Origin of the sequence: Aeromonas sp. s8, assembly GCF_040907785.1 — a bacterium.
Classification (GTDB): Bacteria; Pseudomonadota; Gammaproteobacteria; order Enterobacterales; family Aeromonadaceae; genus Aeromonas; species Aeromonas veronii.
This window is the reverse complement of sequence record NZ_JBFOCL010000007.1, coordinates 1-17067: the sequence shown is the minus strand read 5'-3', so window position 1 is coordinate 17067 and position 17067 is coordinate 1. Positions and strand designations below refer to the sequence as shown.

Below are 17067 nucleotides of genomic sequence, written 5' to 3'. Positions count from 1 at the left end.
ACGTAGTAATCATTGGGCCGCGCCCAGAATATGGCCGGCAGCCTGCCAGCCGGTGGCAACGGCAACGCCGGAGCCGGAACCTTCACGAATTGGGTCGTAATGGGCCAAGACACTGCCCGCGCCATAGAGGTTGGTGAGCGGCTTGCCGCCACGCAGCACTCTGAGCTTGTCGTCGGTCTTGACCCCGAAGCCCATGAAAGGGTGGTGATCGAACAGGCGGCGACCGGCCCAAGCGTCACGCTCCTCCAGACTCAGCACATCGGCATCGAAGATGGGCTCGCGAATGCCACGCAGACGGGATTCCAGCCCGCGGCTGAAGAAGCTGCCGGAGGCAAGCACGAAGTTGTCCGCCTCGAACAGCTGATCATCGCCATTCTGGGTATGTACGCCGACCACCCGGTCACCTTCGTAACGGGCGCCCAGCACCCGCTCGCTGGTGAGGAAGGTGCCGCCAAGGGCCATAAAGCGGCGCTTGAGCGCCTCCTGCATCCGCATACCTATCAGAGACGGCGGCATGGTGGCCACTTCCTTGATGGTGCAGCCGGTGCGCTGTTCCAGCTCCGCCAGACGCGGGCCAACCAGCCCCAGCGAAAGGCAGGCGGGCAGCACGATATGGCGGCAGCCGGGTACACCGCTCTCCTGCACCATGCGGCTGATCTCGCGGGCCAGATCGGCCACCAGATGATGCTTGTCACACAGGCGCGCGATGTCGGCTGAGCGAAACTCGTGGGGATTGCGGCTGAATTCCGCCAGCTGGGGCAGGCGGATTTCGCCGGTCAGAATGCGGCAGTGGGCAAAGCGCGGATGGGTCGCCAGATTGGCCGCCGCCAGTGCCGGATGAAAGTCGCGAAAGCCCTCGAGGGTAGCCAGCAGTAGCACGTCCGGGATCGGTGCATCGGTGACGCAGGCGCAAGTATCGGGGGAGAGCCAGGTACGCTTGAGGGTGCCGATGGGGGTCAGGCGCTGGTGATTGGTGTCATGGCGCACCAGCGGCAGCCCCTGCTCAGCACAGTGGCGCTGCAGATCGGCCAGACTTGCCTCGATATTTTGCATCCCCACCTTGCTGTAGGGGTGATCCGGATGGGCGGCCATAAAAGCTGGCAGGGCTGCGCGGGGATCCCCCTCGCTTTCGAGCAGATCGACCGAGCCGGAGGAGAAGTGCAGGGCACTCTGGCCGGAGGCCATCAGCAGGGTCTTCTGTCCTGCCTCCACCAGCCGCAGAGCAGCCGAGAGGCCCGCCATGCCACCGCCGATAACGATATTGTCAAACTTCATGACGGCTCTCCTTGTGAGTGGTCTCGCTGGTTGGGTCGCGTGGGGTATCGGCAACCAGCTGCGGCGTCGTCCACTCCCCCAGGCCAAACAGCCCTTCGTAGATCCAGTAGGTGAACTCGGCCTCGCGCAGGGCATCGCCCCACAGGACGGGGCGGGTGCCCTTGTAACGCTCCTCCAGGAACTGGCGCAGCATGACGCAGGCCTGACGACCGTCAGCCTTGCCATACTCCTGCATCAGACCTGCGGCGCGGTAGGCGCAGAGCTCGCCCTGGCAGGGGCCCATGCCGAGGCGGGTGCGGCGGCGCAGATCGATGAGGTTGTCCACATCCAGCTCGCGCAGGGCGTATTCGATTTCGCCCGCGGTGACCATTTCGCACTCGCAGATCAGGGCGTTGGCTTTCGGGTTGTCACGGAAGAAGGCGATGACCCGCTCGCCGTGGCGGTACTGGGCGGAGCCTTCGACCGGCACCGAGAGACCGGGAGCGGAGACCTTTTCCGGATCCCGCGAGCCGGGCAGGCTCAGTTCGGCGGTCTGGCAAGGCTTGCTGTTGCCGAGTTTCTTGGCCAGCAGATCGGTGGCCCATTCCGCCATCAGGCGGTAGGTCATCAGCTTGCCGCCGGTGATGGTGTTGAAGCCCTTGAGACCGTCGCGCTCGGCGTGATCGAGCAGCACGATACCGCGGCTGATGTTGCGGCCGGTGTCGTCACCGTCCACCGCTACCAGCGGGCGCACCCCGGCGTAGGCGCGCAGCAGACGGGTGCGGGCCATGATGGGAGCGAGCTTGATCCCCTCGCGCAGCAGCACCTCGACCTCTTCGGGTTCGACGGTGAGCTGGTCAATCTTGTTGTAATCGATGCGACTGGAGGTGGTACCGATGAGGGAGATGGTATCGCCCGGCACCAGAATGTCCGCATCCGCCGGTTTGCGGGCGCGGTTGAGCACCAACTGGTTGATGCGGTAATCCATGATGAGCAGGGAGCCCTTGGCCGGGAACATGCGGATGCCGAGATCGGCGTATTCGCAAATTTGCTGGCCCCAGATGCCAGCGGCGTTGATCACCTCCTGACACTCCACCTCGAACGCTTCGCCGGTGCGGGTGTTGATGGCCTTGACCCCGTGCACCCGATCTTGCGTGCGCAAGAGTCCCAGTACCTTGCAGTGGGTGAAAATGCGGGCGCCATGCTCTTTGGCGTCCAGCACGTTGGCTGCGGCGAGGCGGAACGGGTCGACCGTACCATCCGGCACATGGATGGCGCCGATCATCGCCGGGTTGGCGTTGGGCTCGAGCCGCAGGGCTTCACCGGGATCGAGCTGGCGGGTTTCGATACCGGCCAGGGCGCAGGCATCCATAAAGGTGGTTTGGAAATTGATGTCATCTTCCGGCAGGGTGAGGAAGAGGCCGCCCGTGTCCTCGACACAGTGGCTGGCGATCCGCTTGAGGATGCGGTTTTCCTGGATGCATTCGCGGGCGGACTCCTGATCCGTCACCGCGTAGCGGGCACCGGAGTGGAGCAGGCCGTGGTTGCGACCGGTGGTGCCGGCGGCGATATCATCGCGCTCGAGCAGGATGCAGTCGATGCCGCGCAGTGCGCAATCGCGCATGATGCCGGCCCCTGTGGCACCGCCGCCTATGATGACGACTTGTGTAGTTATTCTTTTCATTGTTGCCCGTCTCATCTCTTCCAGATGAGGCCAGTGTGGCCTACTTCTGAGTGAAAATGTTTGATATGGGCCAAATTTGCGCTCGCAAACGCTCATTTGCTCGCGCGTTAATGAGCATTATGTGACATTTGTCACGCTTGTTATCGCATCGGTTGATGGCTGGTGGCGAATGGCAGACACAAAAAAGGGGCATCGGATGCCCCTTGTCACTGTTTGACGAGTCTGGTGGGTGTGTGATGCGTCAGCCGCAGCACTTCTTGTGCTTTTTGCCGCTGCCACAGGGGCAGGGATCGTTGCGGCCGGTTTTGAGGGGGGCCGGATCCTGCTCTCCCTCGGTGTAGACCCAGCGCCCCTGATAACGCACGAAGCGGGAACGCTCATGGAGGCAGTGACGCTCATCCCCCTCCAGAAACCAGGCTTTGAACTCCACCATTCCGGTTTCATCCTCCGTGCCGCCCTGGCTGGCGATGATCTCGAGACCGTCCCAGCGGGTGTCGATGCGTGAAAGCTCTTCGGCGGTGAGGCCGCCAAGGTGGGCCGGGTGCCAGCTATGGACCAGATACTCCCCCAGACCAAGCACAAAAGCGCTGTAGCGAGAGCGCATCAGCTGTTCCGGGGTGTCAGCTACTGCGCCACTGTGACGTGAGCCACAGCACAATTCGAGAGAAAGGGTTGAGCCGCAAGGACAAAGATTCATGATTTTCACGTTCTGGCCGATTTGTTTAAGGGAATTGTAACGAAAGCTGGGCTCGCCCTGCCAGCACCTATACTGATGAGTAAGCAAGGAATTCCAATAAAAACAGCTGCAAGGATGTGAAAGATGACGCTAAAGCAGAAAATCCTGTTACTGGGTGCAGTCCCCGTACTGTTGATGGCCCTGGTGGTCAATCTCAGTAACTACATGGTCTCCAAGAGTGATCTGGAGTCTGATCTGGTGGTGGCGAGGGAAAATGCCATCAAGGAGCGTAAAGCGCTGCTCAGCAGTTACATCATGATGGCCAAAACTGCCGTCGATGCCGTGTATTCCCTGCCGGATTCACCGGAAAATCGTCAAAAGGTCAAAGAGTTGCTCAGGCCGCTGCGTTACAGCAGTGACGGCTACTTCTTTGTCTATGACTTCGAGGGCAACACCATACTGCTGCCGGTGCGTACCGAGCTGGAGGGGAAAAACCGCTGGAACGACAAGGATGCCAAGGGCAAATTGCTGATCCAGGAGATCCTTAAATCTGCCCGTCAGGGGGATGGTTTTACCGAATACTGGACGGCCAAGCCCTCCATCGGTCGCGATGCTCCCAAACTGGCCTTTACTCTGGTGCTGGACAAATACCAGTGGGCCATTGGCACCGGTTTTTATATCGATGATATTGACAACGAGCTGGCAGCCCTGCGGGCAGAGCGCGAGAGCAACATGCATGCCTCGTTGCAGAGCAGTGTGCTGGTGATCCTGTTGATCCTCGGTATCACCCTGGCGGCGACCGTTATTGTGGGCAACCGGGTCACCAAGCCGTTGGCGGATGCGGTGCTGGCATTGAACGATATTGCCAACGGTGACGGGGATCTGACTCAGCGCCTCAAGGTGCAGAGTCAGGACGAGATTGGCCAGCTGGCCAGCGCCTTCAACCGCTTTGTCGAGCGGATCCAGTCGGTGGTGAGTCAGGTGGGCGAGACCAGCAACCACCTCTTTAGCGCGGTCGACAAGTTGCACCATCTTAGCGAGCACTATGACCATCAGATGCAGGGTCACAGTCGCGAGACCGATCAGGTGGTCACAGCGGTGACCGAAATGAGCTCCACCGCGCAGGAGGTGGCGGCCAGTGCCTCCAATGCCGCGACGGCAACCAGCGATGCGGCCCGTGAATCGGACGCCGCCCGAGGGGTGGTGAGCGGGGCCATCAACAGTATCAACCGGCTGGTGGGGGAGGTGCATACTGCCTCCGGCGTTATCGAGCAATTGGCGCAAGAGACCGCCAAGATTGGCTCGGTGGTGGAGGTCATTCGCGGCATTGCCGAGCAGACCAACCTGCTGGCGCTGAACGCCGCCATTGAGGCGGCCCGTGCCGGTGAGCAGGGGCGGGGCTTTGCGGTGGTGGCGGACGAAGTGCGTTCCCTGGCTGGTCGTACCCAGCAGAGCACCAAGGAGATCAACGAGATGCTGCAACGTCTGCAGGGCGGGGTGAAGCAGGCGGTGGAGGTGATGCAGGCGAGCGAGGATCGCAGCCAGGAGACGGTGCAGGAGGCGAGCCATATCGCCAGCTCCCTCGACAGCATGGTGATGGCGGTCAGTACCATCAACGACATGAACATCCAGATCGCCACCGCCGCCGAGGAGCAGCACGCGGTCTCCGAGGAGATCAACAAGAACCTGGTGGCCATTCAGCAGATTGTCAGCGAGCTGACCAGTGCGGCGGTAGAGTCCAACAGCACCACCCGCGACCTGGCCAATACCGGCGACAAATTGCGCAAACTGGTCTCGCAATTCCGTTATTGATCTTGCAATGGTCCGTGACGGCAACCACAAGATGCGGCCTGACCCCCGGTTCAGGCCGCACTTTATTTGGGGATTGACCAATAATGTGTGAAAATTGCCAGCCTCTTTTTTTCAGCCTTTGCCCCATACCCTATGAATGAGATCGTGAAAGGTAGTATCGATTTGATCCGGCAGCTCAACTACGGCCTGGTCTATGCCAGCCTGGAAGAGCACAAGGAGCTGTCGCGCACCGATCTCTCCCGCCTGACCGGCCTCTCGCCTGCCAGTATCACCAAGATCACCAGGGAACTGCTCGATGGCGGTTTGGTGGTCACCTGTGGTGAAAGTTCAGTGGGGCGCGGCCGTCGTCAGACCTTGCTGCGCATCAACGAGCGCCGCTTCCAGTTTCTCTCCATGCGTCTTGGCCGTGGCTACGTGGATATGGCGCTGTTTGACTTTTCCGGCCGTTCGCTGGCCCGCCAGCGCCACCTCTTTACCGAGGAGGAGCGCGCCGATCTGCTGGGCAGTCTGGTGCATGCCATCAAGGTGTTTTTGCCGAGAAAGTCCCTCAGTCTGGCCTGCATCGCCCTCTGTCTGCCGGGTCAGGTAGAGCGCCACTCCGGCATGGTCAAGCACTTCCCCTTCTACGATCTGCGCAACTGGCCCCTTGGCCCGACTCTGCAACAGGCGTTCTCGGTACCTGTGCTGGTGAGCGGTGACGTGCGCACCTGGATCCAGGCCGAGCGGGAGTGGGGGGCCGCCAAAAATTGCGCCGATGCGGTGCTGGTGTTTGTCCACAACGACATCGGTGTTGGCATGGTGGTCAATGGCCAGCTCATCGAGAGCGAGAATGCACTGCTCGGGGATCTCAGCCACCTGCAGCTCGAACCTTATGGCCAGCGCTGCTACTGCGGCGGCTTTGGCTGTGCCTGCACCCTGGTGACCAATCAGGCGTTGGAGGCGCAATACCGGGATTTGCGCGAGCGGATGCAGGAGCACGACTTGCCCGAGAGCGTCACCATTCGCGAGCTGTGCGAGCTGGCGCTGGCAGGCAACGGCCTTTGTCAGGATATTCTCCATCAGGCGGCGGGCCGCCTCTCCAAGGTGCTCTCCAATCTCATCTGTCTGCTCAATCCGGGCAAGCTGCTGCTGGGGGGGGAAATCACCCGTGCCGATCGGCTGCTGTTCCCCATGCTGCACCAGTCGCTGGCCAGCCAGTTGCCAGCCGAATATCTGGTGCGGCTGCAGATTGAATCCACCCACTTCTACGAAGATCCCACCAAGCCCACTTCGGTGCAGGTGCACAAGGCACTGCGCGATGGCAGCCTGTTGCTGGAGCTGCTGCGCAGCTGTCAGGAGTCGTAAGGCAATAGGAGTTGGCACTGTGTCTGGCGAAAGGGGCAGGGATTGCTGTTCCGCCAGCGCGTAACTGGGTACAATCTTGCGCTTTTCCGGCAGTCCCCCTGTTATCGCGCCCTGTGGCGCCATGACATGTTGGCACCGCTGCCGTTCCTGTTTTGACTCCAGTTGTGAACCTAGATGAAGCCTGTTCCTGATCACGCCGTCAACCGCCTGCGGGCCTGGCGCAAGAGTATCTCTACCCGACCGTTTCTTGCCCGTGGCGGCACCCTGGCCCGCTGTCCGGCCTGTCAGCTGCGCGAGGATTGGTGTGCCTGCGAGTGGCGCCCCGAGCTCAAAGCGGAGGCCGGTTTCTGCCTGCTGATGTATGACAGCGAGCCGATGAAGCCCTCCAACACCGGTCGCCTCATCGCCGATGTGTTACCGGATTCCACCTGGGCGTTTCTCTGGTCGCGCACCCAGCCCCATCCCGAGCTGCTGGCCCTGCTGGCCGATCCCGCCTGGCAGCCCTATGTAGTCTTTCCCGCTTGCGAGAAGGAGCCTGCCCGCCTGACCGGCGAGGTGACGTTGGCACCGGGTAAAAAACCGCTCTTTATCCTGCTCGACGGCACCTGGCCGGAGGCGCGCAAGATGTTCAACAAGAGCCCCTATCTGGACGGTTTTCCGGTGCTCGCCATCAAACCCGATACGCTCTCCACCTACGGCATGCGGGTGGCCAACTGCGACGAGTACCTTTGCACCGCCGAAGTGGCGGCCTGTGTGCTGGAAGTGGCGGGAGAGCTCAAGGCGGGGCAGGCACTGCAGTACTGGTTCAATCTGTTCAGCAGCCGCTATATGGCCGGGCGGGTCAGCCGTTTCCCCGGTGCCGATGAGGAGCATCTCTGTGAGGCACTGGCGGCGATCAAGGAAGCGAACGTCGCTTCACCGGCTTGCTAACTGGCCCTCTGAGGGGGCAGGGGCCTGACAGCTCAAATCAATGAAAATCAGGAATCAATTGGCTGCCACTGTTTCGTTAGATTCATGGTCAGTGGCCCGTTAGGATAGCGGACAGCCTGTGCAGCCCCCCCGCACAACGTCGTTTTGGTTATCTCTGGTTGCTCGACCCTTCGGGCAACCCACTCTCGTGAGGTCTATGGATGGAATTGGAACTGGTTACCCTGTTTGCCCTGTTCGGTGTGGCGCTTGTCGCCGGCTTTATCGATGCCATCGCTGGTGGCGGCGGCCTGTTGACGGTGCCTGCTCTGCTGGCCACCGGCATGCCCCCCGCGCTGGTGCTTGGCACCAACAAGCTGCAGAGCAGTTTTGGCTCCTTCTCTGCCACCTGGTTCTATGCCCGCAAGGGGCTGCTGGAGTGGGCCATGATCTGGCCTGCGGTGATCTGCACCTTTATCGGTGCGGCCATCGGCACGCTGGCGGTGCAGACCATAGATGCCGCCATTCTCGAGCGCCTGCTCCCTTTCCTGCTGATGGCCTTTGCCTGCTACTTCTACTTCTCACCGCGGGTAAGCGATGCCGAGAGCTCCCGCCGTCTGACTCCCATGCTGTTTGCGCTGCTGGTGGGGGGCGGGGTCGGCTTCTATGACGGCTTCTTCGGGCCGGGGACCGGTTCATTCTTTGCCATCGGTTTCGTGGCGCTGGCAGGCTTTGGCATGGCGCGCGCCACCGCCCACACCAAGCTGCTCAACTTCACCTCGAATATCGCTTCCCTGCTGTTCTTTGCTCTTGGTGGCAAGGTGGTGTGGAGTGTCGGTTTTTGCATGGCGTTGGGGCAGTTTATCGGCGCCCGCTTTGGCTCCAAGATGGTGCTGAAAAAAGGGGTGAAGCTGATCAAGCCGCTACTGGTGACCGTCTCCTTGCTGATGTCCGCCAAGCTGGTGTGGAGCCAGTATCCGGAGCTGTTTGCCTGGATCTGATGTGCGCCTTGCTTGCCGCATCGCAATTGTTAATGGGGCCCTCGGGCCCCGTTGTCATATCTGGTGTTTTACAGCGCTAGCGCGGTGTGTCGCTGCAGTGGCGAAAGTGTTGCTGCAGGGCGCTCACCAGCCTGGCAATGCGCTCGCGCTTTAGGCTGTTTGGCCGGTAGACCAGATGCAGGGGGCGGCCCAGTCCGGGCAGTGGGCGGGCCATCTCCCCCTGTTCTCCCACCAGCCCCAACAGGCCAGCGGGGAGCAGTACAGGGCCAATACCTGCCTTGGCGAGTTCGATGAGCGCCAGATAGGAGTCGAGCTCCATGGCGGGCTCCAGCCCCAAATCAGCCAGCGGTTCGCGCAGGTAGCGGTTGGAGGGGTTCTCCAGATCCATGGTGAGGATCTTGCGCCTGCTTTCTGCGCTGGCTGGCGGCAGGCTCTGCTGCGCCTCGCCAACCAGATAGAAGGGCTCTTCCAGTAGCAGATCGGCGCCGAGGCCATGGCCGGGTGGGAGCCGACCGGCGCAGATGCCGAGCAGGGCATCACCGCTGCGCACCCGCGCCAGAATGACCGGAGTGTGGTGGGTAGAGAGGGCAAGGTGGGGATCGCGCTCCAGATAGTCGCGCATAAAGTGGGCGAGATAACCCGCCAGCAGGGTTTCGGAGCAGGCGATGGGGAGGGGGCTCTGATCCGCCAGATCCTGACTATCGGCAAGCACCCCTTTCATTTCGGCCAGACTCGGGGCCACTCGCTGCAGCAGCTCATGGGCCTGCGGGGTGAGCCGGATCTGGCGCCCCTCCGGCTCGATCAGCTTCTTGCCGAGGCGCTGCTCCAGCTGGGCAATCCGCTTGCTCACTGCCGACTGGCTGATATAGAGGCGACTGGCCACCTTGGCCATGGTTCCTTCACTTGCCAGTAGGCTCAGCGTCTCCAGCCCTTCCAGTAACATCTCGCCCCCTTGTTTATCACCATCAGGATCGTCACAGATTGATCAGCGCTACCTTAGGGGCTGACTGGTTCAGGAGCAAGGGTCGTTTGCTGCCTTGGCCGGTCGAATGCGCCACTCGCTTAAGGGCGGTGCGAAGATCACCAGATTGCCGATCAGGCTGATCACCACTCCGGCCACCGAGACCGGCTGCCAGACAAAGCCTTCATAGAAGGTAGATAGGGTAAGCGCCACCAACGGAAAGAGCACGGTGGCGTAGGAGGCCTTGCTGGCACCGATGCGCCCCACTAGGGTCAGGTAGGCGGTAAAGGCGATCACCGAGCCAAACAGGGCGAGGTAGACCATGGCCGCCAGATAGTGGCCATCGGTCGGCACCACCAGTTGCTGCCCGAGCAATGTGACCCAGCCCAGCAACAGCACCACGCCGTAAACCATGCCCCAGGGCACCAGTTGCAGTACGTGATAGCCGTGGCGTTGGCCTCGTGCCGAGACCAGATTGCCCAGCGAAAAGCAGAGGGTGCCGCCGCAGGCGAGCAGCAGCCCCTTCCAGCCGTTTGCACCCAGTTGCGCATCTGCCAGCACCGGCCAGAACAGTAACAGGGTGCCAAAGAGCCCCAGCAAGGAGCCTTGCAACCAGCGCAGGGTGGGGCGCTTGTTCTCGAACAGCCAGAGGTTGAGGCCGTTGAAGATGCTGGCACTGGCGAAGATCACCGCCGACATGCCGCTCGGGATATAGCGTGTGGCGTGGTAGAAGCAGAGAAAGTTGGTGGAAAAGAGCAGGGCGCCGAGCAGCGCCGCATAGCGCTGGCCATGCCACGGCAGGCGCGGAAAGCGGCCGCTGGCGGTGAGCAGTGCAAACAGTGCCACCGCTGCCAGCAGGAAGCGATAGAGCACCGACACCTCGATGGGGATGGGGCCAAGTTGCCAGGCGATGGCAATCCAGGTGCTGCCCCAGATAAGCACGGTGGCAAGATAGAGCATCAGATTCATCACAGTTCCGGTGAGTCAGGGAGAGATGACCCACTATGGGGCGAGCCCTGATGGCTGGATTGCACCATCTTGCGGTTTTTCATCGCCCTGCGCTGTCATCTGCGGGCGCGGTCGGTAAGATGGATGGCAGCGGCATAACATGTACACCGGAACAGGCGGCAGGGGCGAATGAAAACAGCAGGGGTATTTGATGCACTGGTCAGCACCGGCGCCCGGCTGGAGGACGCCTGCTGGCTCGAACCCGGGCTTGGCGTCGCCAGTTGGCGCAACTGCTATGACCAGACCCGCTATCACAAGCCGGGCCACCACACCCTGAGCGTCTATCTGCAAGGAGGCGAGCAGACCGAGCGACTCGATGGGCCGGGTGGCCACGGTGGCACCGGCAAGGTGTGCATCATGCCGGATCACCACAGATCCGAGTGGCTGGTGCGCGAAGAGTTTCGCTTCTTTCATCTTTACTTCACCCCGGCTCACCTCACCCGTATCGCCGAGGAGGTGTGTGACAAGGAGGGGCGCCACCTGCAACTGGTGGACAAGACCTTTATCGACGATCCGCAGGCGGCCGGGCTTGTGCAGCGCCAGTTGATGCAACTGCAGTGGCAGCACGGGGTCGATCGGTTGGCACTCTCCCACGGCGCCTGGATGTTGATCCTCCACGCCTATCGCCACCACACCGAGGAGGCTCCCGGTCTGCCGCCTCTACGCGGCGGGCTGGCGCCCGTGGTGATCAAACGGGTGCAGGAGTATCTGCAGGCCCATCTGGCCGATTCGGTCACGCTGGCAGAGCTGGCCCAGCAGGCGGGGCTGAGCGAGTATCACTTTGCCCGCATGTTCGGCCAGAGTCTCGGCTGCCCGCCCCACCGCTATCTGCTGGGGCTGCGGCTCAAACGGGCCAAGCAGCTGTTGGCCGGCCCCGAGCCGCTGGCCAGTATCGCCAGTCAGTGTGGCTTCTCTTCCCAGGCCCATTTCGGCAATCGTTTTCGCGAGGCGTTTGGTTTGACGCCGGGGCAGTGGCGGGCGCAATTGTCATCTTCTCGTCACAGATAACCCTGAGACTTTGGGCAAAAGAGGTGTACTCTCTACCACTTATCCATTGAAAGGAATGCCCATTGAATTATCGCAAACGTCAAATCCGTACCCGTCATCTCTGGTTCAGCCACTGGAATGCCCCGCAAGATCGCACCGCTGTTGTTACCCCTCCCGAACCTGCAGTGCCTCACAGTTCACGTTGAAAAAGCCCCGCCTGCGATAGGATTTTTCCGGTAACTTTGCCACTATTGCCCCATCACAATGATGTGGACATGGCTGGATGTTTCTGGAACGTATTGAAGTCAAAGGTTTTCGCGGTATAAATCGCCTGTCGCTCGGGCTGGATCAGACCACAGTGCTGATCGGTGAGAATACCTGGGGTAAATCGAGCCTGCTGCGCGCCCTCTGGTGTCTGCTGGGGCAGGATGCCGAGCCCTATCAGTTCACCGCCGAGGATTTTCACCAACCGGAAGATCCCGAATTGGCCCCGGCGCGCCACCTGCAACTGGTGCTTACCTTCAGTGAGCACAGACCCCAGATGTGTCAGCACTCCCGTCGGCTGGCCCGTCTTTGCCCCTCTTGGGTGCTGCACAAGGACAAATTCCACCGCATTCACTATCGCGCCAGCGCCGAGCTGCAGGCGGATGGATCTGTGCTCACCATTCACGACTTTCTCGACGGGGTAGGCAAGAGCTTGCCCATCGCCAATACCCACGAGCTTGTCTGCATGCTCATCACCATGAACCCGGTGTTCCGGCTGCGGGACGCCCGTACCGCTCGCAACGGAGTGGAGACATTGCAGTGGGGAGATCTCTCCGAGCATCGCTTGAGCGAGCTGGCGGACAAGCTGATCGACGAACCCCAGAGGATCGGCGAGCCGGAGCTCAAAGAGGCGTTGCAGGCGGTGCGCCAGCTGATGGATCACTACTTCAACGCCCTGGCCCCCATCAAGAACAAGCCGCGCAGTCAGCGCGACATCATCAATCGTCCCATGACGTTGCGCAATCCTGGCAACCTGCATACCCTGCTGCGCCGCGCCGATAACCGTGCGCTGCAGTTGGCGATGGCGGGGATGGCGGCTACCCTGCTGCAAGCGCGGGGCAACCGGGAGCTGGAGGAGGGGGCTCGCCCCATCATGATCCTGGAGGACCCGGAGAGCCGGCTGCACCCGACTATGCTGGCACTGGCGTGGGGGCTACTGGAACAACTGCCGGGTCAGAAGCTGCTCACCACCAACTCGGGAGATCTGCTCTCTTCCCTGCCGCTCAATCAGGTGCGGCGGTTGGTGCGCCGTCAGCAGGATATCCTCTGTCACCAGCTGGGGGGCGAGCGTTACAGCAGCGACGATCTGCGCAAGATCGCCTTCCACGTGCGGATCAACCGCCCCATGTCGCTGTTTGCCCGTTGCTGGCTGCTGGTGGAGGGGGAGACCGAGATCTGGCTGCTCTCCGAGCTGGCCCAGATCTGCGGTTACAGTCTGCGGGCCGAAGGGGTGCGGATCATCGAGTTTGCCCAGTGCGGTCAGTCGCCGCTCATCAAGGTGGCGCGGGATTTTGGCATCGAGTGGCACCTGCTGACCGATGGCGACGAGGCGGGGCTCAAGTATGCCACCTCGGCCCGTGGCCAGCTCAAGGGAGAGCGGGAGCGGGACCGACTGACCCAGCTCCCTGCCGCCGACATTGAGCACTACCTCTATCACAACGGTTTTGAAGCAGTGTTTCGTCGCGAGGCCGGGGTGGGAGGGCGCGCCATGTGGAGCGCCAGTCACATCATCAACAAGGCGATCCATCACCGCAGCAAGCCGGGAATGGCGCTGGCGGTGGTGGAAGAGGCGGAGCGGCTCGGCGCCGAGCATATTCCGCCGGTGATCCGCCAGATGTTTGCCCGGGTGGTGGCGCTGGCCCGCGGTCAGGGCTAACGCCAGCGCCGTATTCCGTCCCTATGGACATGGCTGCCAGCAGGGCGCCCCTCAAGGTGGGCCCTGCTGGCGGCAAATTGCCCCTGATTGTTTGCCCGCGATTGGGGATAGCCGCCGGTTTGGGTATACTCGCCCCTCTCTGGCGCCCCGGTGGCGCACCTCGAATCTTTACTGCTGGAGGCGTCGTGTTCGTCCAACTCCCTTTTTGGCTCTTTCCCCTCACCGGATTGATGGCGCTTGGCGCCCTGATCGCCCTCGGTATCGTGCTGTGGCGCGGTGATATCTGCCCTGGCCAGCGCTCGCGCATCAGTCAGCAGCTCTTCTCCATCTGGGTTATTACCGCTCTCTCTCTGATGCTGGCGGTCGAGGCCAAGGCGGCCAGCTGGCTCATCTGGAGTGGTGGGGCTGCACTGGTGCTCGGGGTTGGCTTGTCGCTGGCCCAGTCACGGCTGGAGGGCAAGCGTTCAGTCCCCTCGACACTGCTCTGGCTACCGGCGTTGCCGCTCGCTCTCTATGGCATCGGGCTGTTGCAACTGCAGGGCTGGGTGAGCGGTCTGCTGCAGATGGCGATGCTGGGGGCGGCCTTTGCCCACCTGATGCTGCTGCGGGCCCGTCATCGTCTCAAGGCATTCAACACCCTGTTGCCGCTGGCCGGTCTGGTGGGGGCGATGGCCAGCCTTGTCTGGCTGGCAGTGCTGGTGGGCTGGCAAGGGGGTGAGGCCAATCTCGATGCCCTGATCCCGGCGGTGGTGACCCAGGCAGCGCTGCTGGTGGCCTCTCTGCTGCTCTGGTTCAGCCCACTCTACTTGCAGCGTGATACAGCGCCAGTGGTGGTCTCCACCTCCCTGTGTGGCCTGCTCATCGCCCAGATCGCCGCTACCAGCGTGTTGCACCAGCTGATCTGACACTGGCGCTGAAAAGAGCAAGCCCCGAGCCAACACTCGGGGCTTTTGCATATCTGGCTTGCAGGTATCGCTGCTATCAATTCACAGCAATCGATCAATAGAAATCGTCGGCCCCGCAGATAAAGAGGCAACTGCTGCGCGGCTGGGCCAGATACTCCCGGGTCAGCCCCTCCAGCGGCATGCCAAAGGTGCAGATATCCTGCGGCGAGGGGAGGGCGGTATCGAGGATCCGCCGCCAGTAGCCGCCGACCCCCTTTGGCGGGCTCGGCAGGTTGAAGGTGAGGGGCTCCCAGTAGGCGTTGAACAGCACATAGAGCGCCAGCTTGGTTTCGCTCGACAGCGCCGACATGGCGATGGCGTGGGAGTGGGGGCTGAAATCCGGTTGCTCGGCGTTGACCCCGTGCCAGCAGATCTCGCTGTGGCGCAGGATCTCGGTGAGCGACAGCGGCATGCTCTCCTGCTCCGGGCGCTGGAACAGGTGTTTGCGGTACTGGATCAGCTCCTTCATAAAGCGGAACATCTCCTGACTGCGGGCATTGGGCAGCCAGTTCATCCAGCAGGTGGCATTGTCCTGGCAGTAGCCGTTGTTGTTACCCCGCTGGGTGCGCAGCAGCTCATCCCCCATCAGCAGCATGGGGGAGCCCACCGAGAGCAGGGTCGCCACCATCATGTTTTTGGCCTGACGCATCCGCAGGGCGTTGATCTGGGGATCTTCCGTTACCCCTTCGTGGCCGTGGTTCCAGCTGAAATTGTGATCGCAGCCGTCACGGTTCTCCTCCCCGTTGGCCTCGTTGTGCTTGCTGTTGTAACTGGCCCAGTCCCACAGGGTAAAACCGTCGTGGCAGGTAACGAAGTTGATGCTCTTCTCGGGATCGGCGTGGTGGTAGTGGTAGATGTCGGGGCTGCCGCAGAGCCGCTCGACAAAGGCGGTGACGCTGTTGTCATCCCCGCGCAGAAAGCGGCGCACATCATCCCGGAACTGGCCGTTCCACTCACGCCAGCGGGCGCCGGCCAGTGAACCCACCTGATAGAGTCCCCCCGCATCCCAGGCTTCGGCAATCAGCTTGATGTCGGCGATGTTGGGGTCGGTATCTATGGTGCGCAGGGTCGGCGCATTGGCCTGCGGCTGACCCGATTCATCCCGCGACAGAATGGCGGCCAGATCAAACCGAAAGCCATCGACGTGCATCTCCTGACGCCAGAAGTGGAGGCTGTCCATGATCATCCGCAGCACCACCGGATGGGCGCCGTTGAAGGTGTTGCCGCAGCCCGAATAGTTGGTGTCCTTCTGGTTGTTGTCGAGGATGTAGTAGGCCTCGTTGTCGATGCCGCGAAACGAGAAGGTGGGGCCATCATCTCCCCCTTCGGCGGTGTGGTTGTAAACCACGTCCAGGATCACCTCGATATTGGCCTTGTGCAGCGCCTTGACCATGTCGCGAAACTCGGTCAGCGGATCATCGCCGCAGGCGTATTGGGCGTGGGGGGCGAAAAAGGACATGGGGCTGTAACCCCAGTAGTTGGAGAGGCCTTTGGGCGCATCCTGAGGATCGAACTGGAACACCGGCAGCAGCTCGACGGCGGTGACACCGAGAGATTGCAGGTAGGGGATCTTCTCAATCAATCCGAGATAGGTGCCACGCAGCGCCGGATCGACCCCGGAGCTCGGGGACTTGGTAAAGCCCCCCAGATGCAGTTCGTAGATCACCGAGCGGGAGAGGGAGTGAGCGGGCAGTTTGTCTCCTTCCCAGTCATAGTGGCGAGTATCGACCACCTTGTTCTTGGCGCAACAAGCCAGATTGCTGCCTGGACGGGCCGCCGCCCATCGATCGTAATTGGCGCCAAGCTCGATGCTGCGGCCGTAAGGGTCGAGCAACACCTTCTCGGCATCGAAGCGGGTGCCGCCATATGGGCGCCATGGGCCCTGAATGCGATAGGCGTAACGCTGCCCGACCGAGATCCCCTCCACATGGATATGCCAGTAGTAGGCGGTGCGGTTAAGGCGCGGGGAGAGGGGGATCACCTCGGGGGTCGCATCGTCTGCGCTTGCGAAGAGCAGCAGTTCGACCCGGCTGGCGAGGCGTGCCCAGATCGCAAAGTTGACGCCGTTACTGTCGGGTGTGGCCCCCAACTGACGGCAGTGACCGGCGGAGATGCGCATATTCTACCTACCCAAAATGAGGAGTGTTCACCTTATTGAGTGTAGTGCCGGATGCCTGGCAAGGACTCGATTGCCTGAAAAAACAGCATGATGCTGCTAATGACCGCACTATTTGTCCGATTAATCTACGAATAAACTTTTTTTGAGATATTTACTTGCAATCTGTGCGCTGGCGCCTATTATTGGCGACCTCAGACGCGGGGTGGAGCAGCCCGGTAGCTCGTCGGGCTCATAACCCGAAGGTCGTCAGTTCAAATCTGGCCCCCGCAACCATCTGAGATCCTGACCAGTCAAGCCGGTGTAACCGGTTGGTGGAAAAGGAGAAATCGAACTGGCTACTGCTCAGCCACTTCGAGACAATTCGGACGCGGGGTGGAGCAGCTCGGTAGCTCGTCGGGCTCATAACCCGAAGGTCGTCGGTTCAAATCCGGCCCCCGCAACCAACTCTTT

General features: G+C 61.6%; 13 protein-coding genes and 2 tRNA genes. 9 read left to right on the top strand and 6 right to left on the bottom strand.

Going from position 1 to position 17067, the window contains the following annotated elements:
* Positions 1–9: 9 nt before the first annotated feature.
* From glpB to AB5Y86_RS00870, 3 genes are all read right to left on the bottom strand, one after another.
* Positions 10–1275 (bottom strand): glycerol-3-phosphate dehydrogenase subunit GlpB, encoded by a 1266-nt coding sequence (glpB, locus tag AB5Y86_RS00880; RefSeq protein ID WP_005361049.1) that lies wholly within the window; start codon positions 1273–1275, stop codon positions 10–12.
* Positions 1265–2938: an anaerobic glycerol-3-phosphate dehydrogenase subunit A gene (gene glpA / locus AB5Y86_RS00875; RefSeq protein WP_368191773.1), complete on the bottom strand. Its 1674-nt coding sequence runs from the start codon at positions 2936–2938 to the stop codon at positions 1265–1267. Before glpA ends, glpB begins: the two co-directional genes overlap by 11 nt.
* A gap of 241 nt (positions 2939–3179) precedes the next feature.
* Positions 3180–3635, bottom strand: a complete 456-nt coding sequence (locus AB5Y86_RS00870; protein ID WP_113739968.1) for a YchJ family protein — start codon at positions 3633–3635, stop codon at positions 3180–3182.
* A gap of 123 nt (positions 3636–3758) precedes the next feature.
* Between AB5Y86_RS00870 and AB5Y86_RS00865 the strand changes: the two genes are divergently transcribed.
* From AB5Y86_RS00865 to AB5Y86_RS00850, 4 genes are all read left to right on the top strand, one after another.
* Complete coding sequence (locus AB5Y86_RS00865; RefSeq protein WP_100645734.1) at positions 3759–5426, top strand: methyl-accepting chemotaxis protein; 1668 nt, start codon at positions 3759–3761, stop codon at positions 5424–5426.
* Positions 5427–5558: 132 nt separating this feature from the next.
* Complete coding sequence (locus tag AB5Y86_RS00860) at positions 5559–6770, top strand: ROK family protein (RefSeq protein WP_042055876.1); 1212 nt, start codon at positions 5559–5561, stop codon at positions 6768–6770.
* A gap of 174 nt (positions 6771–6944) precedes the next feature.
* Positions 6945–7700: a tRNA-uridine aminocarboxypropyltransferase gene (locus tag AB5Y86_RS00855; protein WP_368191771.1), complete on the top strand. Its 756-nt coding sequence runs from the start codon at positions 6945–6947 to the stop codon at positions 7698–7700.
* A 200-nt stretch (positions 7701–7900) separates the two neighbouring features.
* Complete coding sequence (locus AB5Y86_RS00850) at positions 7901–8677, top strand: TSUP family transporter (RefSeq protein WP_005333472.1); 777 nt, start codon at positions 7901–7903, stop codon at positions 8675–8677.
* 76 nt (positions 8678–8753) lie between these two features.
* Here AB5Y86_RS00850 and AB5Y86_RS00845 read toward each other — a convergent pair whose 3' ends face one another.
* Positions 8754–9620 (bottom strand): LysR family transcriptional regulator, encoded by an 867-nt coding sequence (locus tag AB5Y86_RS00845; protein WP_368191769.1) that lies wholly within the window; start codon positions 9618–9620, stop codon positions 8754–8756.
* Positions 9621–9689: 69 nt separating this feature from the next.
* The gene (locus AB5Y86_RS00840; RefSeq protein ID WP_058056901.1) at positions 9690–10607 is read right to left on the bottom strand and encodes a DMT family transporter; all 918 of its coding nucleotides are present in this window, start codon (positions 10605–10607) and stop codon (positions 9690–9692) included.
* Between the two features lie 168 nt (positions 10608–10775).
* Between AB5Y86_RS00840 and AB5Y86_RS00835 the strand changes: the two genes are divergently transcribed.
* From AB5Y86_RS00835 to AB5Y86_RS00825, 3 genes are all read left to right on the top strand, one after another.
* Complete coding sequence (locus AB5Y86_RS00835) at positions 10776–11654, top strand: helix-turn-helix domain-containing protein (RefSeq protein WP_005333465.1); 879 nt, start codon at positions 10776–10778, stop codon at positions 11652–11654.
* A 262-nt stretch (positions 11655–11916) separates the two neighbouring features.
* Positions 11917–13554, top strand: a complete 1638-nt coding sequence (locus AB5Y86_RS00830) for an ATP-dependent endonuclease (protein ID WP_005333463.1) — start codon at positions 11917–11919, stop codon at positions 13552–13554.
* Between the two features lie 185 nt (positions 13555–13739).
* Positions 13740–14459: a hypothetical protein gene (locus tag AB5Y86_RS00825; RefSeq protein ID WP_088868835.1), complete on the top strand. Its 720-nt coding sequence runs from the start codon at positions 13740–13742 to the stop codon at positions 14457–14459.
* Between the two features lie 94 nt (positions 14460–14553).
* Here the strand turns inward: AB5Y86_RS00825 and glgX are convergent, their stop codons facing one another.
* Positions 14554–16617, bottom strand: a complete 2064-nt coding sequence (glgX, locus tag AB5Y86_RS00820) for a glycogen debranching protein GlgX (protein ID WP_158112503.1) — start codon at positions 16615–16617, stop codon at positions 14554–14556.
* 196 nt (positions 16618–16813) lie between these two features.
* On the opposite strand from glgX, the gene AB5Y86_RS00815 reads away from it, so the two are divergent.
* Both AB5Y86_RS00815 and AB5Y86_RS00810 read left to right on the top strand, forming a co-directional pair.
* Positions 16814–16890, top strand: a tRNA-Met gene (locus AB5Y86_RS00815).
* 93 nt (positions 16891–16983) lie between these two features.
* A tRNA-Met gene (locus tag AB5Y86_RS00810) sits at positions 16984–17060 on the top strand.
* Positions 17061–17067 lie beyond the last annotated feature (7 nt).